At 52.1% G+C, this 20457-nt stretch carries 18 protein-coding genes; 11 read left to right on the forward strand and 7 right to left on the reverse strand.

Going from position 1 to position 20457, the window contains the following annotated elements; genetic code table 11:
* Window positions 1–63: 63 nt before the first annotated feature.
* Complete coding sequence (locus JQ822_RS15840) at window positions 64–1059, forward strand: acyltransferase (RefSeq protein WP_213134261.1); 996 nt, start codon at window positions 64–66, stop codon at window positions 1057–1059.
* A 40-nt stretch (window positions 1060–1099) separates the two neighbouring features.
* Here JQ822_RS15840 and yiaA read toward each other — a convergent pair whose 3' ends face one another.
* The 4 genes from yiaA to xylA form a co-directional block, all read right to left on the reverse strand.
* Complete coding sequence (gene yiaA, locus JQ822_RS15845; protein ID WP_213134262.1) at window positions 1100–1537, reverse strand: inner membrane protein YiaA; 438 nt, start codon at window positions 1535–1537, stop codon at window positions 1100–1102.
* Window positions 1538–1906 (reverse strand): inner membrane protein YiaB, encoded by a 369-nt coding sequence (gene yiaB, locus JQ822_RS15850; RefSeq protein WP_213134263.1) that lies wholly within the window; start codon window positions 1904–1906, stop codon window positions 1538–1540.
* A gap of 167 nt (window positions 1907–2073) precedes the next feature.
* Window positions 2074–3528, reverse strand: coding sequence for a xylulokinase (xylB, locus tag JQ822_RS15855; protein ID WP_213134264.1), 1455 nt, complete (start codon window positions 3526–3528; stop codon window positions 2074–2076).
* A gap of 72 nt (window positions 3529–3600) precedes the next feature.
* Complete coding sequence (gene xylA, locus JQ822_RS15860) at window positions 3601–4923, reverse strand: xylose isomerase (RefSeq protein WP_213134265.1); 1323 nt, start codon at window positions 4921–4923, stop codon at window positions 3601–3603.
* Window positions 4924–5287: 364 nt separating this feature from the next.
* Between xylA and xylF the strand changes: the two genes are divergently transcribed.
* The 4 genes from xylF (at window position 5288) to xylR (ending at window position 10350) form a co-directional block, all read left to right on the forward strand.
* Window positions 5288–6280, forward strand: coding sequence for a D-xylose ABC transporter substrate-binding protein (xylF, locus tag JQ822_RS15865; protein ID WP_213134420.1), 993 nt, complete (start codon window positions 5288–5290; stop codon window positions 6278–6280).
* Window positions 6281–6390: 110 nt separating this feature from the next.
* Window positions 6391–7932: a xylose ABC transporter ATP-binding protein gene (locus tag JQ822_RS15870; protein WP_213134266.1), complete on the forward strand. Its 1542-nt coding sequence runs from the start codon at window positions 6391–6393 to the stop codon at window positions 7930–7932.
* Entirely contained in the window at window positions 7910–9091 is a 1182-nt protein-coding gene (xylH, locus tag JQ822_RS15875; protein WP_213134267.1) for a xylose ABC transporter permease XylH, read from the forward strand. The genes JQ822_RS15870 and xylH overlap by 23 nt, the downstream gene beginning before the upstream one ends.
* 80 nt (window positions 9092–9171) lie before the next feature.
* On the forward strand, window positions 9172–10350 hold the full coding sequence (xylR, locus tag JQ822_RS15880; protein ID WP_213134268.1) for a D-xylose utilization transcriptional activator XylR: 1179 nt from the start codon (window positions 9172–9174) through the stop codon (window positions 10348–10350).
* 70 nt (window positions 10351–10420) lie between these two features.
* Here xylR and JQ822_RS15885 read toward each other — a convergent pair whose 3' ends face one another.
* Window positions 10421–11245 carry a protein bax gene (locus tag JQ822_RS15885; RefSeq protein ID WP_213134269.1) on the reverse strand — a complete coding sequence of 275 codons (825 nt, stop codon included), beginning with the start codon at window positions 11243–11245 and terminating at the stop codon, window positions 10421–10423.
* A 316-nt stretch (window positions 11246–11561) separates the two neighbouring features.
* On the opposite strand from JQ822_RS15885, the gene malS reads away from it, so the two are divergent.
* Window positions 11562–13592: an alpha-amylase gene (malS, locus tag JQ822_RS15890; protein WP_213134270.1), complete on the forward strand. Its 2031-nt coding sequence runs from the start codon at window positions 11562–11564 to the stop codon at window positions 13590–13592.
* A 176-nt stretch (window positions 13593–13768) separates the two neighbouring features.
* Complete coding sequence (gene avtA, locus JQ822_RS15895) at window positions 13769–15019, forward strand: valine--pyruvate transaminase (RefSeq protein WP_213134271.1); 1251 nt, start codon at window positions 13769–13771, stop codon at window positions 15017–15019.
* Window positions 15020–15055: 36 nt separating this feature from the next.
* Here avtA and JQ822_RS15900 read toward each other — a convergent pair whose 3' ends face one another.
* Together JQ822_RS15900 and yiaJ are read right to left on the reverse strand one after the other, a co-directional pair.
* Window positions 15056–15529 carry a 4Fe-4S dicluster domain-containing protein gene (locus tag JQ822_RS15900; RefSeq protein WP_213134272.1) on the reverse strand — a complete coding sequence of 158 codons (474 nt, stop codon included), beginning with the start codon at window positions 15527–15529 and terminating at the stop codon, window positions 15056–15058.
* 117 nt (window positions 15530–15646) lie between these two features.
* A complete protein-coding gene (gene yiaJ / locus JQ822_RS15905; RefSeq protein WP_135323911.1) occupies window positions 15647–16462 on the reverse strand; it encodes an IclR family transcriptional regulator YiaJ in 816 nt (271 codons plus the stop codon).
* 217 nt (window positions 16463–16679) lie between these two features.
* On the opposite strand from yiaJ, the gene yiaK reads away from it, so the two are divergent.
* From yiaK to JQ822_RS15925, 4 genes are read left to right on the forward strand one after another with little or no spacing between them, the layout of a single operon-like run.
* Complete coding sequence (yiaK, locus tag JQ822_RS15910) at window positions 16680–17678, forward strand: 3-dehydro-L-gulonate 2-dehydrogenase (RefSeq protein WP_213134273.1); 999 nt, start codon at window positions 16680–16682, stop codon at window positions 17676–17678.
* A gap of 11 nt (window positions 17679–17689) precedes the next feature.
* The gene (locus JQ822_RS15915) at window positions 17690–18154 is read left to right on the forward strand and encodes a YhcH/YjgK/YiaL family protein (protein WP_213134274.1); all 465 of its coding nucleotides are present in this window, start codon (window positions 17690–17692) and stop codon (window positions 18152–18154) included.
* A gap of 13 nt (window positions 18155–18167) precedes the next feature.
* Complete coding sequence (locus tag JQ822_RS15920; protein WP_213134275.1) at window positions 18168–19100, forward strand: DUF4862 family protein; 933 nt, start codon at window positions 18168–18170, stop codon at window positions 19098–19100.
* A gap of 31 nt (window positions 19101–19131) precedes the next feature.
* Window positions 19132–20451: an MFS transporter gene (locus tag JQ822_RS15925; RefSeq protein ID WP_213134276.1), complete on the forward strand. Its 1320-nt coding sequence runs from the start codon at window positions 19132–19134 to the stop codon at window positions 20449–20451.
* Window positions 20452–20457 lie beyond the last annotated feature (6 nt).

The raw sequence follows: 20457 nt of genomic DNA on the forward strand, positions 1-20457 counted from the left end.
TTCCAGTGAGATACGCCCACGAAATGCCAGTCAGACTTTTTTTAAATGGAAACAGAGGAACTGATGCAGCCCAAAATTTTCTGGATTGATAACGCGCGCGGGATTGCCTGTTTAATGGTTGTCATGATCCATACCACCACCTGGTACATCACCAATGCGCAAAGCGTCAGCCCGTTAACCTGGGATCTCGCCAATGTGCTTAATTCTGCTTCACGCGTTAGCGTACCGCTGTTTTTCATGATTTCAGGCTATCTGTTTTTTGGCGAACGCAGCGCCCAGCCACGACATTTTCTCCGTATTGCGCTCTGCATTCTGTTTTACAGTACCGTCGCGCTGGCTTACATCTCACTGTTTACCTCGATCAACGTCGGGCTGTCGTTGAAAAATCTGCTGCAAAAACCGGTGTTCTATCACCTGTGGTTTTTCTTCGCCATCGCCGTCATCTACCTGGTGTCACCGCTGATTCAGGTAAAAAATATCAGCGGGAAAATGCTGCTGGCGCTGATGGTAGTGCTTGGCATTCTTGCCAATCCCAACACCATATCGCAAAAAATCGGGGGCGTTGAGTGGCTGCCCATCAACCTGTACATCAGCGGCGATACGGTCTATTACATCCTGTACGGCATGCTGGGCCGGGCGATTGGCATGATGAACACGCAAAAACGATCGCTCACCTGGATCAGTGCGGCGCTGTACATCACCACCGTGTTTGTTATCTCTCGTGGAACGTTATATGAGCTCCGCTGGCGAGGAAATTTCGCCGACACCTGGTATCTTTACTGCGGCCCCGCGGTGTTCATTTGCGCGGTCTCGCTGCTTACGCTGGTCAAAAATACCCTCGACACACGCACCATTCCCGTACTGGGCCTGATTTCCCGCCACTCACTGGGCATCTACGGCTTCCATGCGCTGATTATTCATGCGCTACGCACCAACGGTCTTGAACTAAAGCGCTGGCCGCCGCTGGATATGCTATGGATTTTTAGCGCCACGCTGGCAGGAAGTCTGTTGCTATCTATCCTGCTGCAGCGCATCGATACGCGCAGGCTGGTGAGCTAAAAAGAAAAGCCCTCGATCGGTAACAATCAAGGGCATACGGTCACTCCGTAAGATCTTCTGCGACAGCCACCGTTTCTTTTGAACGCTCAAAACCTCCATCACGAATGTTTTTCTGCACAGCGACCGCGCCAAACAGACTCAAAAAGAAGGCCAGACCGTAAAACCCTTTTTCGCTGAGCAGCAACGTGGCATTCCACAAACCGACAACCAGCAATGCAACCGCAATAATAAATGCAGACAGACAGGTTACATAGTAAATCGGCGTAGTCGGGATACCCTCATATTTATCCCGTACCGTCTTTTGATACGACGCAGCAGAAAACAAACCAAGCACCAAAACAGCAAAGTAATACCCCTTTTCGTTCAACTGCATATCGGCATTCCACAACCCCAGCAGATAAGTTCCTATACCGCCGAAGAGCGCTATCCATGACACAATGCTAAATGCGGGGGAATAAGTTGATGTTCTATTTTCCATTCAGAGTTCCTGTCCTTTGGTTAAATTTTCTGATGAGCGCAATAGCAAAACTTGTCCCAGTAAACATACGAAGAATGCTGCCGGATACAGCCCCAGCTCAATGGGCGCTAACGGGGTATTCCACACACCCACCAGCAATAATCCTACCGTGATTAGCACCACCATCTGACACACAGAGGTAAAGCGCTCATCGTTTTGATTACGAATTTCAGCCCGCTGATAAACGTACGCAACGAACATTCCCGTCATCAACGTACCAAAAAAATACCCTTTTCCGCTCAATAACGGGCATGCCCGCCATAAGCCGATAACGTAAATCAGTGCGCCAGAAAAGAATAATAGCCATGCCATCAACCTTGTCGCCTTCATTGGGATCTCCTTATCCATCACAGATACAATATGAATAACCCACTAAAGACAACACTGAAAAATAACACCTGATCAGATTTTCAGAATAAATCCATGCACGCACATTATTAATTCGGAGAATATATAGATTATAAAAATCCCCTCCGAATAGCAGAGGGGAAATAAGGTCAGGACATTAGCGGCAGCAATTGCTGATAGATACGACGGAAGGTTTCGCGGCGTTGCTGATAAAGTGCGTGGCGCTCAACATCAGGATAGTGTGCCTGTTCCAGCATCAGTTGAGGCAGCAGGTCAGATAATGGCTGCTGTGGGTTCAGCGCAATTTGCGCCAGACGCGCCGCGCCCAATGCAGGACCAACATCGCCACCGGTACGGTAATCCAGCTGCAACCCGCTGATATCAGACAGCATCTGACGCCAGTACTCGCTACGAGCCCCGCCACCAATGAGCGTAATGCTGGCTGGTTTAACGCCGCAGGCATGCACCACATCCATGCCATCTGCCAACGCGAATCCCACACCCTCCAGCACCGCCCGCGCCAGTTCTGCCGGGCCATGCTGATGCGTCAGGCCAAAAAACACGCCTTTCGCCTGCGGGTTATTGTGCGGTGTGCGTTCACCCGACAGGTACGGCAAAAACCAGATGGGTTCAGCCTGCTCATCCGCCTGTTGCGCTGCGGCAATCAAGGCAGGAACGCTCGCCAGTCCGGTTAACTTTGCCGCCCAGTCAAGGCAGGATGCCGCACTGAGCATAACGGACATCAGGTGCCATCTCTCGGGCAAAGCATGACAAAAACTGTGTACCGCACTTTCCGGTTTACTGAGGAATCCGTCGCTTACCGCAAAGTAAACACCGGACGTGCCCAGCGAGAGCATCGCCTGACCGGCATTCATCATGCCGACGCCAACTGCGCCCGCCGCGTTATCGCCGCCGCCCGCCACTACCGGAATCTCTGACATGCCCCAGGATTGAGCAACGGCAGGCAACAACGCTCCGGTGATCTCGCTGCCTTCAAACAACGCGGGCATATGCGCGCGGGTCAGGCGACAGGCCGCCAGCATGACGTCACTCCAGTCACGCTTCGCGACGTCCAGCCACATCGTACCGGCGGCATCAGACATATCGCTGGCAAATTTCCCGGTCATTCGCAAACGCAGGTAATCTTTCGGCAGCAGGACTTTATCAACCTGACTGAAAATCTCCGGCTCATGGCGCTGAACCCACAGCAATTTTGGTGCCGTAAAACCCGGCATCATCAGATTGCCGGTGATCCTGCGAGACTGCGGAACCAGGTTTTCCAGTATCTCGCACTCTTGCGCACAGCGTCCGTCATTCCACAGAATCGCCGGGCGCAATACCTTCTGCTGCTTATCAAGTAGCGTCGCACCGTGCATTTGACCCGCAATACCCAGCGCCTTCACCTCGCTGAGTGAATGCTGCAGGCCCAGCGCTTTGACGGCGCAATCCGTTGCCTGCCACCATTGTTCAGGATCCTGCTCCGACCATAACGGATGAGGACGCGAGACCGTAAGCTTCTCCGTCTGCGAGGCTACGACATCCCCCTGCTCATTCAGCAGTATGGCCTTTACGCCTGATGTGCCAAGATCTATCCCGATATACATAGGGTATCGTTCCTTAAAGAAAGGCCCGGCAGCGCGTCGCTATCCGGGCTTACGAACGTTCTCAACGATCCGTTATTTGTCGAACAAATAATGGTTTACCAGATTTTCCAGCTGTTCCTGATGACCGCTCTGATGTTCCGGTGCCAGGTTATGCTGTTCAGCGTACTGCGCAATTTCCGTCAGCGTCATCTGGCCTTTCAGAATTTGCTGGCCCAGCTCACCATTCCATCCGGCATAACGTTTTGCCACGCGCTGATCCAGACCACCATCTTCAATCATGCGCGCCGCAATTTTCAGCGACAGCGCCATGGTGTCCATCGCCCCAATATGACCATAGAACAGATCGTATTTATCGGTGCTCTGGCGACGGACTTTGGCATCAAAGTTCAGGCCGCCAGTGGTGAAACCGCCTGCTTTCAGGATTTCGTACATCACCAGCGCATTCTCTTCTACGCTGTTCGGGAACTGGTCGGTATCCCAGCCCAGTTGCGCATCACCGCGGTTGGCGTCAACAGAGCCAAACAGGCCCAGCGCGATCGCGGTGGCGATTTCGTGATGGAAAGAGTGGCCCGCAAGCGTGGCGTGGTTGGCTTCGATATTCAGTTTGATCTCTTTTTCCAGACCGAACTGCTTCAGGAAGCCATAGACGGTCGCCGCATCGTAGTCGTACTGGTGTTTGGTCGGTTCCTGCGGCTTAGGTTCGATCAGCAAGGTGCCCTGGAAACCAGTTTTGTGTTTGTGCTCAACCACCAGCTGCATGAAACGACCAATCTGTTCACGTTCCTGGCGCAGATCGGTATTCAGCAGCGTTTCATAGCCTTCACGACCGCCCCACAGGACATAGTTCTCCCCACCTAATTTATGCGTGGCATCCATGGCGGTCACCACCTGAGTAGCCGCCCAGCTGAATACTTCCGGATCCGGGTTGGTGGCTGCACCTGCGCCGTAACGTGGGTTAGTAAAGCAGTTTGCCGTTCCCCACAGCAGCTTCACGCCGCTCTGTTCCTGTTTTGCGGCCAGCACATCAACCATTTGTGCGAAGTTGTTTTTGTATTCTTTCAGTGACGCGCCTTCAGGCGAGACATCCACATCATGGAAGCAGTAGTAAGGCACATTCAGCTTGTGGAAAAATTCAAACGCCACATCCGCTTTGCGCTTCGCTAATTCAAGCGCTTCACCGGGCTGCTGCCACGGGCGATTAAACGCACCAACACCAAACATATCGGCACCATTCCAGCAGAAAGTGTGCCAGTAGCAGGCCGCAAAACGCAGGTGATCTTCCATACGCTTGCCTAACACTAACTCATCAGGGTTGTAGTGGCGAAATGCTAATGGATTAGTTGATTTGGTGCCTTCATAACGGACACGCTCAAGCTGGTCAAAATAGGCTGGCATAATGAACTCCATAATCAGGTAATGCGCGGGTGATGGATAATGTCGTAATATTGGGCACTCCCCACCTATTGCTCAATTATGTTATTTCACACTGCTATTGAGATAATTCACAAGTGTGCGCCAGTTCTCAAAATAAAATTTGATCAATTTAAAAATCGTTACTTATCAGACTTAAATGCAACCCAGGCAACGAATCATTTAAAATACGATCCCGGTCATAAATCAAGAAATAAACCAAAAAACGTAATTGGAAGATAAAAATCTATAATTGCCTTCCGGGCGTTACCTGTTAAAACTTTGCTACGTCTTATGCTGTGATTGTTACTTTTACTGCTGTCTCTCCCCTACAAAAGGCATCACGATTATGAAGATGAAGAACATTTTACTTGCTGTTTGCACATCCCTTTTACTCACCAGCGTCGCAGGTCATGCCAAAGAAGTAAAAATCGGTATGGCGATTGATGATCTCCGTCTGGAACGCTGGCAAAAAGATCGCGATATTTTCGTCAGCAAAGCTGAATCGCTTGGTGCGAAAGTATTTGTACAATCGGCAAATGGTAATGAAGAAACCCAAATGTCGCAGATTGAAAACATGATAAACCGGGGCGTGGATGTCCTTGTGATAATCCCTTACAACGGCCAGGTATTAAGCAATGTTATCAAAGAAGCAAAACAAGAAGGGATTAAGGTGCTGGCTTACGATCGCATGATCAATGATGCTGACATCGATTTTTATATCTCTTTCGATAATGAAAAAGTAGGTGAGTTACAGGCCCAATCATTAGTCAATATTGTCCCCCAAGGGAATTATTTCCTGATGGGCGGCTCACCGGTTGATAACAACGCGAAACTGTTCCGCGCCGGGCAAATGAAAGTATTAAAACCTTATATCGACAGCGGAAAAATTAAGGTGGTGGGCGATCAATGGGTCGACGGCTGGTTACCGGAAAATGCGTTGAAGATTATGGAAAATGCGCTAACCGCCAACAATAACAAAATTGACGCGGTAGTTGCCTCAAATGACGCCACCGCTGGCGGTGCGATTCAGGCGCTGAGTGCGCAAGGATTATCAGGAAAAGTCGCTATTTCCGGACAGGATGCAGACCTTGCGGGCATCAAACGCATTGTCGCCGGGACTCAAACCATGACGGTTTATAAACCCATTACATTACTCGCAAATACCGCTGCGGAAATCGCCGTCGAACTGGGAAATGATCAACAGCCTAAAGCAGATACTACGTTGAATAATGGCCTGAAAGATGTCCCTTCCCGACTGCTCACACCCATTGATGTTAACAAAGACAATATAAGCGAGACCGTTATTAAAGACGGATTCCACAAGAACAGCGATCTGTAAGCCGTGTGCCCTCTGCAAAATCAGAGGGCAATAAAACGTGGTGTCAAATTCGCCACGGGTATACGTGAACGTCCACGAAGGGTTCTCTTATTGGCTTATGTGGAGCAGTTATGCCATATCTTCTTGAAATGAAAAACATTACCAAGACATTCGGCGTAGTGAAGGCTGTTGATAACGTTAGTCTCAGGGTCAATGCTGGCGAAATCGTTTCATTATGCGGTGAAAATGGTTCGGGTAAATCGACGCTAATGAAAGTGCTGTGCGGAATTTATCCGCATGGAACCTACGAAGGCGAGATCATTTTTGCTGGCGAAACCATCCGTGCCAGCCATATTCGTGATACCGAACGTAAGGGTATTGCGATCATCCACCAGGAATTAGCCCTGGTGAAAGAGTTAACAATACTGGAAAACATTTTCCTCGGTAGCGAAATGACCCGTAACGGCGTTCTTGATTACGAGATGATGACGTTACGCTGCCAAAAATTACTCGATCAGGTCAGTTTGTCTATTTCGCCAGATACGCGCGTGGGCGATTTAGGCTTAGGGCAACAACAGCTGGTAGAAATTGCAAAAGCGCTGAATAAGCAGGTCCGCTTACTTATTCTGGATGAACCTACGGCCTCCCTCACCGAGCAGGAAACCGCAATACTGCTGAATATTATACGAGACCTGCAACAGCATGATATTGCCTGCATTTATATTTCACACAAATTGAATGAGGTTAAGGCTATCTCGAATACCATTTGCGTCATTCGCGACGGTAAGCACATCGGCACACGCGATGCGACCAATATGACTGAGGACGATATTATCACCATGATGGTTGGTCGTGAGCTCACCGCACTCTACCCCAGTGAGCCTCATACCACGGGAGAAGAGATTTTACGGGTTGAGAATCTGACAGCCTGGCATCCCGTCAATCGCCATATAAAACGCGTCAACGACATTTCTTTCTCACTCAAGCAGGGCGAAATTCTCGGCATTGCCGGACTCGTCGGCGCAGGACGTACCGAAGCCGTACAGTGCCTGTTTGGCGTCTGGCCTGGTCGTTGGGAGGGAAAGATTTTTATTGAAGGCACTCAGGTGCATATCCATAACTGCCAGCAAGCTATTGCTCACGGCATCGCCATGGTGCCGGAAGACAGAAAAAAAGATGGCATTGTTCCGGTGATGGCTGTGGGGAAAAATATCACGCTGGCCGCGCTCGATAAATTTACCGGGAGCATGAGCCATCTTGATGATGCTGCAGAGCAGAAATGTATTCTGGAATCGCTGCAACAGCTCAAAGTGAAAACATCGTCTCCCGACCTTGCGATCGGGCGTCTGAGCGGAGGGAATCAGCAAAAAGCGATTCTCGCGCGTTGCCTCCTGTTAAATCCCCGAATTCTCATTCTTGATGAACCCACCAGGGGCATTGATATCGGTGCCAAATATGAAATCTACAAGCTCATCAACCAGCTCGTTCAGGAAGGCATTGCCGTGATTGTCATCTCCTCTGAATTACCTGAAGTGCTCGGACTAAGCGATCGCATCCTCGTGATGCATGAAGGAAAACTGAAAGCTAACCTGGTAAATCATAACCTGACTCAGGAGCAGGTGATGGAAGCCGCATTAAGGAGCGAACATCATGTCGAAAAACAATCCGTCTGAAGCGAAACTTTCACCCTCTCTCGCAGGCGGTTTCCCAGCAATAAAATCGCTTAACTTACAAGTCTTCGTCATGATTGCGGCGATCATCGTGATTATGTTGTTTTTCACGTGGACCACTGATGGCGCATACCTGAGCGCACGTAATGTCTCGAACCTGCTTCGACAGACTGCGATTACCGGTATTCTTGCCGTGGGGATGGTGTTTGTGATCATTTCCGCTGAAATCGATCTGTCAGTCGGTTCCATGATGGGGTTGTTGGGCGGCGTAGCGGCGATCTGTGATGTCTGGTTAGGCTGGCCCTTACCGCTGACGGTGATCGTAACCCTGGCTCTGGGATTGCTCCTCGGGGCATGGAATGGATGGTGGGTTGCTTACCGTAAGGTTCCGTCGTTTATCGTCACCCTCGCGGGAATGCTGGCTTTCCGCGGCATTCTGATTGGCATCACCAACGGCACAACCGTATCTCCCACCAGCGCAGCAATGTCTCAGATTGGTCAGAGCTACTTGTCCGATGGCACAGGCTTTGTCATCGGCGCTCTCGGCTTAATGGCGTTTGTTGGCTGGCAATGGCGCGGCCGTATGCGTCGCCAGGCGTTAGGCCTTACTACTCCCGCATCGACGTCGGCCGTGGGTCGCCAGGCATTCACTGCCATTATCGTCTTAGGGGCAATCTGGCTATTAAACGATTATCGTGGTGTCCCAACGCCCGTCCTGCTGCTGACGCTGCTGTTGCTCGGTGGGATGTTTATGGCCACCCGCACCGCATTCGGTCGGCGGATTTACGCCATTGGTGGGAACCTGGAAGCCGCTCGCCTTTCCGGCATCAACGTTGAACGCACCAAACTTGCCGTCTTCGCTATTAATGGTTTGATGGTCGCCATTGCCGGGCTCATTCTTAGCTCTCGACTTGGCGCAGGTTCCCCTTCTGCAGGGAATATTGCAGAACTGGATGCTATTGCCGCGTGTGTCATCGGGGGAACCAGCCTGGCGGGAGGGGTCGGGAGTGTTGCCGGCGCCGTCATGGGCGCATTTATTATGGCTTCTCTCGATAATGGAATGAGTATGATGGACGTTCCCACCTTCTGGCAATACATCGTGAAAGGGGCGATATTGTTGTTGGCGGTATGGATGGACTCGGCAACCAAACGTCGAGCCTGAATTTAGGAAGTGGGTGTATCGCAATGCCGGTTAATGCAACCGGCATTGTCTTTTCTACATGATTCAGCAGGAAAAGAACCATGTTTTATAAACGTCATCGCATTACGTTGTTATTTAATGCCAATAAGGCCTACGACCGCCAGGTGGTAGAGGGCGTGGGTGAGTATTTACAGGCCTCGCAATCGGAGTGGGATATCTTCATTGAAGAAGATTTTCGTGCTCGCATAGATAACATTAAAGAGTGGTTAGGCGACGGCGTTATTGCCGATTATGACGATGATGACATTGCGCAATTACTTGTCGATGTGGATGTTCCTATCATCGGCATCGGGGGGTCCTACCATCTTGCCGAACATTATCCACCGGTCCATTACATCGCCACCGACAACCATGCTTTGGTTGAAAGCGCCTTTTTGCATTTAAAAGAAAAAGGGATTAACCGGTTTGCATTTTATGGTCTTCCGGCCTCAAGCGGCAAGCGCTGGGCGGAGGAGCGCGAGTATGCCTTTTGTCAGCTGGTCGCAAAAGAAAAATACCGTGGCGTGGTGTATCAGGGTCTGGAAACTGCGCCAGAAAACTGGCAGCACGCACAAAATCGGCTGGCCGACTGGCTGCAAACCCTGCCGCCGCATACCGGTATTATCGCCGTCACCGACGCGCGTGCGCGGCACGTTCTGCAGGCCTGTGAACATCTGCATATTCCGGTACCGGAAAAACTGTGCGTCATTGGTATCGACAACGAAGAGCTCACTCGTTACCTGTCACGCGTCGCCTTGTCCTCCGTCGCTCAGGGAGCCAGACAAATGGGGTATCAGGCAGCCAAACTCCTCCACCGCCTGCTGGCTCACGAAGAGATACCCTTACAGCGCATTCTGGTATCTCCTGTACGCGTTGTTGAGCGTCAGTCTACGGATTATCGTTCGCTTACCGATCCTGCTGTTATTCAGGCCATGCATTACATTCGCAACCATGCCTGCAAAGGTATCAAGGTTGATCAAGTGCTGGACTCGGTGGGGATTTCGCGTTCGAATCTGGAGAAACGTTTTAAAGAGGAGGTCGGGGAGACTATCCACGCGGTGATCCATGCCGAAAAGCTGGAAAAAGCGCGCAGCCTGTTGATTTCGACCACGCTGTCGATCAACGAGATTTCGCAGATGTGCGGTTATCCATCCCTGCAGTATTTCTATTCTGTCTTCAAAAAAGAGTACGACACGACGCCAAAAGAGTATCGCGATGTGAACAGTGAAGTGTTGCTGTGAAGAGCATTGCCTGATGGCACCGCGCTATCAGGCCTACACATCATCATGTAGGCCTGAAGGCATGCTGAGATTACATGTGCGCGGCGATTAAGCGCTGGTTATCCTGATACATCGCGAACAGATAGTTGTTGTAGCTCTGTCCTTTAGTGGAATAACCCTTCAGCTTGTGAATCATCGCCGTGGCGGTGACTTCCTGATCCGTTTTACGCAACTGGGCACGAGATTTACGGAAAGAAGAGTACGCCGGATGCGTATTCAGGTTGATGACGTAGGCCGTCACCGACTCTTTCACCGAGTCAAACTGAGAGTAGCCTTTCACCTTACCCGGCGCATTGGTGCAGCGCCCTTTGACACATTTCATGCCAAACAGGTTGTTGTTGCTACGCGCCAGCTTCGACGTACCCCAGCCGCTTTCAGCCGCAGCCATGGTCGCAACCATACTGGTCGGGATAATGTCCACACGCTCGAGCAGCGTATTCCACGGAATTTTACGCGTGTTACCAGACCAGCTCACCTTATAGCGTTTGGCGATATCTTTCATACGCGCACGCTCGCTCGGCGACCAGCGATTCTGGTACTGCTTTGAAATCAGCCAGTTACGTTCAGCAGTAATGGCCGCATTTTGACTGGTAATGTAAGGCATAACCGTCCGGAGAAACGCTTTTTTCCTTGGTGTTCCGGAAGGGTATTTTCGCAAATCAGGAAGTGAACTACTCTTTGCACTATTGCGAGAATACTCTTGTTTACTGCTTACCTGTGTATTACTTGTCTTGGTTGCCTGGGGCTTTTGACTCGTTGTTGCCGTGTGTGTCTTTGCCAGCACCTCACCCGAAAATGCAATGGTGAGTAACATAAGAATCATTGCCCCATATCGTCGAATGGGAGTCAATATCATTAGGTCTCCTGGTCGGATTTATACATTCCAACACCTTATATTTTTCACAAAAATGAGAGATGAATCTCAAATCATAGCAAAAATAGCCGTCAAGAGCACCCAAAGGAATAGTCCAATTCCGAAACTATGTCACGCGCTAACGGTTAAGATTGGCATTAATTCGAAGAAAATGTGGAGGTTATCGCAAAATAACATCGTTTTTTGCGCACGATCGCTCACCCTCACGTCTCATCCTGGTGGAATCCACCCAAAGGATGAGTCTCCGACGGTAATTCGCTGGCAAACTGGCTAAAACCGCAGCATCAAGGACAGCGTTATGAAACTTGCCGCCTTTGCGCTGGCGCTTATGCCCGGCATCGCCATCGCCTCTTCATGGACTTCTCAAGGGTTCCCCGTCTTCGAAGTGGAAGGAACGGGTAAGTTTGTCAGCCATGCAGCGTTGACGAAGGGTACCCGTCCTTTAATTCTAAATTTTGACCAACAGTGCTGGCAGCCTGCCGATACCATTAAACTCAATCAGATGCTGTCGCTCAAACCCTGCGAAGGCGAGCCACCGCAGTGGCGTTTATTCAAAGACGGTCGCTATACGCTGGAAGTCGATACCCGCTCCGGTACGCCAACGCTGATGCTTTCGGTTAAAAGCACCAACGATCCCGTCACGGTCCAGATTCGCCAGTGTCCAAAATGGGATGGTTCACCGTTAACACTGGACGTGAGCCAGACCTTTCCGGAAGGGACTGTGGTACGCGATTACTACAGCCAGCAAACGGCAACGGTGAAGAACGGTCAGATCGCAATGCAGCCTGCCGCAGCCAGCAACGGGCTGTTGTTGCTTGAACGCGCAGAAACGGACTTACCTGCCCCCTTCGACTGGCATAATGCCACGGTGTATTTCGTGCTGACCGACCGTTTTCAGAATGGCGATCAGACTAACGACCACAGCTATGGCCGTCACAATGACGGCATGCAGGAGATTGGTACCTTTCATGGCGGCGATTTACGCGGTCTTGCCAGCAAACTCGACTACCTGCAACGGTTGGGGGTAAACGCCCTGTGGATCAGCGCTCCGTTTGAACAGATTCACGGCTGGGTTGGCGGTGGCACTAAAGGAGATTTCCCCCACTACGCCTATCATGGCTATTACACGCAGGACTGGACCACGCTCGACGCTAATATGGGCAACGAGGCCGATCTGCGTGCGCTGGTCGATGGCGCTCATCAGCGCGGGATCCGCGTCCTGTTCGATGTGGTGATGAACCACGCCGGTTACGCGACGCTTGCCGATATGCAGGAGTATCAGTTTGGGGCGCTGTACTTATCGGGCGATGAACTAAAAAATACGCTTGGCGAACGCTGGACAGACTGGAAGCCCACCGCCGGACAGAGCTGGCACAGCTTTAATGATTACATCAACTTCAGCGATAAAACCGCCTGGGAAAAATGGTGGGGGAAAAACTGGATCCGCACCGACATCGGCGACTACGACAGTCCCGGTTTTGACGACCTGACAATGTCGCTGGCGTTCCTGCCCGACCTGAAAACCGAGTCCACGACGCCGAGCGGCCTGCCGAATTTCTATCGCCAGAAACCGGACACGCACGCCAAAGCCATCGACGGCTTCGCCCCACGCGACTACCTCACCCATTGGCTCAGCCAATGGGTACGCGATTACGGAATTGACGGTTTTCGGGTCGATACCGCCAAACACGTCGAGCTTCCCGCCTGGCAGCAGTTGAAAACCCAGGCCAGCGCAGCGCTGGCCGAATGGAAAAAAGCCAACCCGGACAAAGCGCTGGATGATAAACCGTTCTGGATGACTGGCGAGGCGTGGGGTCATGGCGTCATGCGCAGCGATTATTACCGCCACGGCTTCGACGCGATGATCAATTTTGATTATCAGGAGCAGGCGGCCAACGCCGTCGACTGCCTGGCCAATATGGATCTCACCTGGCAGCAGATGGCGGATAAATTGCAGGATTTTAACGTCCTGAGCTATCTCTCATCGCACGATACGCGCCTGTTCCGCGAAGGTGGAGATAAAGCAGCCGAACTGTTGCTGCTGGCACCCGGCGCGGTGCAGCTGTTTTACGGCGACGAGTCGGCCCGCCCATTCGGCCCCACTGGCTCAGACCCTTTACAGGGCACACGCTCCGATATGAACTGGCTGGATGTCAGCGGTAAATCTGCCACCAGCGTCGCACACTGGCAGAAAATCAGCCAGTTCAGGGCCAGGCATTCCGCCATCGGTGCGGGTAAGCAAACCACCCTGACGTTAAAGCAAGGCTACGGGTTTACCCGCGAGCACGGTGATGACAAAGTGATGGTCATCTGGGCAGGCCAGCCCTAATCCCATCAGGCTTCTCGTACAGGATGGTACGGGAAGCCTGATGCAAAATAAAAAACCAGCCCGTCACAAATCTGCAGCACAATACGTCAATCAAGCCCTGCGGGCCTGATTTGCACCCTGCCATAGGTAGCGCTATGGTTAGCCACTTTATTACTCAGCTCGACAGATCACCTGCTATGACATTCTCACTTTTTGGCGACAAATTTACCCGCCATTCAGGCATCACCCGCCTGATGGAGGACCTCAACGACGGTTTACGTACGCCCGGCGCGATCATGCTTGGCGGCGGTAATCCGGCGCAAATCCCACAAATGCAGGATTATTTTCAGTCTCTGCTGGCAGAGATGCTGGAAAACGGCAAAGTCACTGATGCGCTTTGTAATTATGACGGTCCACAAGGTAAAACTGAGCTACTGGCTGAGCTGGCCACACTGCTGCGCGAAAAGCTGGGCTGGGATATCGAACCACAAAATATTGCACTGACAAATGGCAGTCAGAGCGCGTTTTTCTACTTATTCAATCTCTTCGCCGGACGCCGCGCCGACGGGACCACCCGAAAAGTCCTGTTCCCACTGGCACCGGAATACATTGGTTATGCCGATTCCGGACTGGAAGAAGATCTCTTCGTCTCCGCACGACCAAACATCGAACTGTTACCGGAAGGCCAGTTTAAGTATCACGTTGACTTTGAACACCTGCACATTGGCGAAGAAACCGGCATGATTTGCGTGTCGCGCCCCACCAACCCGACAGGCAATGTGATCACTGACGAAGAGCTACTGAAGCTGGACCGCCTTGCTAATCAGCACGGTATACCGCTGGTGATTGATAACGCGTACGGCGTCCCGTTTCCTGGCATTATCTTTAGTGAAGCACGTCCGCTGTGGAACCCCAACATTGTGCTGTGCATGAGCCTTTCCAAGCTCGGGCTGCCGGGTTCGCGCTGCGGCATTATCATCGCCAATGAAAAAATCATCACCGCTATCACCAATATGAACGGCATTATCAGCCTTGCACCTGGCGGCATGGGTCCGGCGATTATGTGCGAGATGATTAAGCGCAACGATCTGCTGCGCCTGTCAGAGACCGTGATCAAACCGTTTTATTATCAGCGCGTTCAGGAAACCGTGGCGATCATTCGCCGTTACCTGTCTGAAGAACGCTGTCTGATCCATAAACCAGAGGGGGCGATTTTCCTGTGGCTGTGGTTCAAGGATTTGCCCATCACTACCGAACTGCTGTATCAGCGCCTGAAAGCGCGTGGCGTGCTGATGGTTCCTGGTGATTACTTCTTCCCGGGGCTGGATAAGCCGTGGCCGCATACCCATCAGTGCATGCGGATGAACTACGTTCCGGAACCGGAGAAAATCGAGGCGGGCGTGAAGATTCTGGCTGAAGAGATAGAACGCGCCTGGCGCGAAGGCTGATGCAAAACCCGACCGCATAGCCGGTCAGGTATTGTATTACAGTGGCTGTGAACGCAGACGCTGCTGCTGAATTTTGGCAGCGTCAACGCACTGCAACGCGCTGGTCGGACAGGCTTCTACACACGCCGGGCCCGTCTCGCGATGCCAGCACAAATCGCATTTAATCGCCTGCGCCCGTGACGAACGGGCAACCACATTCATGGCACCAAACGGGCAGGCTAGCATACAGCTTTTACAGCCAATGCAGCGCGCCTGTTCAACGAAGATATGCCCACGTTCGCGGCGAATGGCGCTTGTTGGGCAAGAATTCGCGCAAGGAGCATCTTCACATTGATGACAGGCAACCGCTGTGGTAAACGCATCATCTTTGATCACCCGAATACGCGGGATAAAGGCGGAGGAAGAGACCGCCGCACAGTCCTGGTCTTCCTGGTGCGCGACGACGCAGGCCACTTCGCAGGTACGACACCCAATACATTTTGCCGCATCCGCCATAATAAACCCGTTCATTGCCTTCTCCGTCGCCGTTAAAACCACAGAGTGCCAGAGACGCTGCCCCTGCCGCCTTGATCGGACAGGGGAAACGGTTAAATTTTGTCAGGTATGTGAGCGACTCTGGCGTTGCGCCTAATCGCGAACGGTAAAGCCCAGTTCATTAGAAATTGCCTGAGCAGTTTCCCGCAGCGGCTTGAGTAAATTCTTTTCTCCGACCTGCTTAAGTCGCGAGGTAGAGAGTGAAATCGATACCGAGTATGGCACCCGCCCATGAATATCAAACACCGGCACCGCAATGCAGGACACGCCCAGCTCGTTCTCTTCACGGTCCATCGCCATGCTGCTTTCACGGATTTGCGCCAGCTCATCGTACATCGCCGGTAAACCAGTAATCGTATTGCGTGTCAGCGGCTGAATCATATCCTGGTGGCTTTCCCAGTAAGACGCCACATAGTCCGGATGACCAAACGCCATATAAATTTTGCCCATCGCCGAGCAATACAGCGGCATATGCTGACCAATATAGGCGCGGGTACGCAGCATACCGGTGGTGGGCTCCAGCTTATAAATCAGAATCGCGTGATCATCTTCACGGCTGGAAAAGTTGATTGTTTCGCCGGTGGCGATGTTAAGCGCTTCAAGGTGCGGCGCGGCGACATGGATAATATTCAGTGACGACAGCGCCTTCTGCCCAACGGCGATGAATTTGGTGGTCAGGCGATAGCTCCCCGCTGCGGGCGCGGGCGTGACGTATCCACAAGATTGCAGCCCTTGCAGCAGCCGGTGCACGGTACTTTTGTTCAGCCCCGCCAGCTCAGACAGGTGGGCCAACGGGCAGCCATTCGGATAGTTGCTCAGGATCTCAATCAACATCAAACCACGAAACAGGCTCTGACTTCCGGCTGGCCTCTCTTTTTCTTGCGTCATCTCATTCTCTTTTGTGCCCATCGCTTCCGCTCCCCTTTTCGTCGCGCTCTGATGGTAGCGCAAAGTGTGTTTCAGTTCACGATCTGAACCAAAAAAACATAACCATTTGATTTTGATAATTTTAAAAAACAGGCCACCCCGTTGATCTGTCAAAATTTGATCGCTATATTTGAAATCAGATTTCGCATAGTGAAATTTAGAGACAAAAAAGCGATCAAATTTAATTAAGGAAACAGGAATGAAAGTCACTTTTGAGCAGTTGAAAGAAGCGTTCAATCGGGTGCTGCTGGCACGCGGTCTTGCCGTTGAAACCGCGGATGCCTGTGCTGAAATGTTCGCACGCACCACCGAATCCGGCGTCTATTCGCATGGCGTGAACCGTTTTCCTCGCTTCATTCAGCAACTGGACAACGGCGACATCATTCCTGAGGCCAAACCGCAGCGTATTACCAGCCTGGGTGCGATTGAGCAGTGGGACGCCCAACGTTCGATCGGCAATTTGACGGCGAAAAAGATGATGGACCGAGCCATCGAGCTTGCCTCCGATCACGGCATTGGCCTGGTGGCGCTGCGTAATGCAAATCACTGGATGCGCGGCGGCAGCTATGGCTGGCAGGCCGCAGAAAAAGGTTACATCGGCATCTGCTGGACCAACTCCATCGCCGTGATGCCTGCGTGGGGTTCTAAAGAGTGCTGCATCGGCACCAATCCGCTGATTGTCGCCATCCCATCAACGCCGATCACCATGGTGGATATGTCGATGTCGATGTTCTCCTACGGCATGCTGGAAGTTAACCGTCTGGCGGGTCGTGAACTGCCGGTGGACGGTGGGTTCGACGATGAAGGCAACCTCACCAGAGAACCTGGCGTTATCGAGAAAAATCGCCGTATTTTGCCAATGGGCTACTGGAAGGGTTCCGGCCTGTCGATCGTACTGGATATGATCGCCACCCTGCTTTCAGACGGTTCTTCCGTGGCCGAAGTCACCCAGGACAACAGCGATGAATACGGCATTTCGCAGATTTTCATCGCCATTGAAGTAGACAAGTTGATCGATGGCGCCTCCCGCGACGCCAAACTGCAGCGCATTATGGATTTCATCACCACCGCTGAACGCGCGGATGAGGAGACGCCAGTCCGCCTGCCCGGTCACGAGTTTACAAAGCTACTGGAAGAAAATCGCCGCAACGGTATCACCGTTGATGACAGCGTATGGGCCAAAATCCAGGCGTTATAAGGAGATAAACCATGATCTTTGGTCATATCGCTCAGCCTAATCCGTGTCGTTTGCCCGCCGCCATTGAAAGGGCGCTCGACTTTCTGCGCAGCACAGACTTCAGCGTGCTGGAGCCGGGCGTGGTGGAGATTGACGGCAAAAATATCTTCGCGCAGGTTATCGATTTAACCACCCGCGACGCTGCCGAAAACCGCCCGGAAGTTCATCGTCGCTATCTGGATATTCAGTTTTTAGCCTGGGGCGAAGAAAAAATCGGTATCGCCATTGATACCGGTAATAACCAAATTAGCGAATCGTTATTAGAACAACGCGATATTATTTTTTATCACGCCAGCGAACATGAATCTTTCATCGAAATGATTCCGGGAAGCTACGCCATATTTTTCCCGCAGGATGTTCACCGCCCTGCATGTCATAAAACTGTCGCCACAACGATCCGCAAAATAGTCGTGAAGGTCGCTATTTCAGTTTTATAAAAAGGAGCACAACATGAGCGTTAATAATGCCGGTTATATTATCGGTGCGTACCCCTGTGCACCCTCATTTCACCAAAAGAGTGAAGAGGAAGAGAAGGAATTCTGGCGACAACTCGCGGATACCCCGGATATTCGCGGTCTGGAGCAGCCCTGCCTCGAGCATCTTCACCCGCTAGGCGACGAATGGTTATTGCGCCATACGCCGGGTGACTGGCAAATTGTGGTCACCGCCATTATGGAGACCATGCGCCGCCGTGGCGGAAACAGCGGTTTTGGGTTGGCCTCCAGCGACGAAGAACAACGCAAAGCCTGCGTGGCGTACTACCGCCATCTTCAGCAGAAAATCAACAGCATCAACGCCACCAGCGCCGGGAAAGTGATTGCGCTTGAGCTACATGCCGCCCCGCTGGCAGGAGATCCGAACGTCACTCAGGCCACTGATGCGTTTGCCCGTTCACTCAAAGAGATCGCCAACTGGGACTGGTCCTGCGATCTGGTGCTGGAACATTGCGACGCCATGACAGGTCCCGCGCCGCGTAAAGGATTTCTGCCGTTAGACAACGTGCTGGAAGTGGTTGCCGGTTATGACATCAGCGTGTGCATCAACTGGGCGCGCTCTGCCATTGAAGGACAAAATACGGTCCTACCGCTGACCCACACACAGCAGGCTAAACAGGCCGGAAAACTCGGTGCGCTGATGTTTTCCGGCACCACGCTCACCGGTGAGTACGGCGAATGGCAGGATTTGCACGCGCCGTTTGCTCCGTTCTGCCCGCAAAGCCTGATGACCGCCGATCATGCCCGCGAGTTATTCGCCGGTGCCGGAAGCGAACCCTTGCAATTTGCTGGCATTAAATTGCTGGAAATAAACGCCAATGCGGATGTTAACCATCGCGTAGCAATATTACGCGACGGGATCGCTGCATTAAATAAAGCAAAATTATAATAAAAACATACTACTCTACGAGAACATTAATATGAACATGACCTCTCGCCCTACACTCAAAGATATACCCCGTCAGCGCTGGCTGCGGATTATTCCACCTATTTTAATCGCCTGTATTATTTCTTATATGGACCGCGTCAATATCGCCTTCGCGATGCCCGGCGGCATGGATGCTGAGTTAGGTATTTCCGCCACCATGGCGGGACTGGCTGGCGGTATTTTCTTTATTGGCTATCTGTTTTTACAGGTTCCCGGCGGCAAAATTGCCGTTCACGGCAGCGGCAAGAAGTTTATCGGCTGGTCGCTGGTTGCCTGGGCGATTATCTCCGTCCTCACAGGTTTAATCACCAATCAGTACCAGTTGCTGGTGCTGCGCTTCTTACTCGGTGTAGCCGAAGGCGGCATGCTGCCGGTAGTGCTGACGATGATCAGCAACTGGTTCCCCGACGCCGAACGCGGTCGTGCTAACGCGATTGTGATCATGTTTGTGCCGATTGCCGGGATTATCACCGCCCCGCTCTCAGGTTGGATAATCACCGTACTCGACTGGCGCTGGCTGTTCATCATTGAAGGTCTGCTCTCTGTGGCTGTGCTGGTACTGTGGGCCTATACCGTCTATGACCGTCCGCAGGAAGCGCGCTGGATATCCGACGCCGAGAAAAACTATCTGGTCGAAACGCTGGCTGCCGAACAAAAAGCGATTGCCGGAACCGAAGTCAAAAACGCCTCTCTCGGCGCGGTGCTTTCCGATAAAACCATGTGGCAGCTTATCGCGCTGAACTTCTTTTATCAGACCGGGATTTACGGCTACACCCTTTGGCTACCGACCATCCTCAAAGAGCTGACCCATAGCACCATGGGGCAGGTCGGCATGCTCGCCATTCTGCCCTACGTCGGCGCCATTGCCGGGATGTTCCTGTTCTCCACCCTCTCTGACCGTACCGGCAAACGTAAAATGTTTGTTTGCCTGCCGCTGGTTGGCTTCGCCCTGTGCATGTTCCTCTCCGTGGTGCTGAAAAATAACGTCTGGCTGGCTTACTCCGCGCTGGTTGGTTGTGGGTTCTTCCTGCAATCGGCGGCAGGCGTGTTCTGGACTATTCCGGCACGTCTGTTCAGCGCTGAAATGGCAGGCGGCGCACGCGGCGTGATCAACGCGCTGGGCAACCTCGGCGGCTTCTGTGGACCTTACGCGGTTGGCGTGCTTATCACTCTGTATAGCAAAGATGCGGGCGTGTATTGCCTGGCTATCTCACTGGCGCTGGCCGCGCTGATGGCGTTGTTATTACCGGCAAAATGCGATGCCGGTGCCACCCCGCTAAAAACACTGAATCCACATAAACGCACCGCGTAAAACGAT

This window comes from Citrobacter sp. FP75 (assembly GCF_018342065.1).
GTDB lineage: Bacteria > Pseudomonadota > Gammaproteobacteria > Enterobacterales > Enterobacteriaceae > Citrobacter.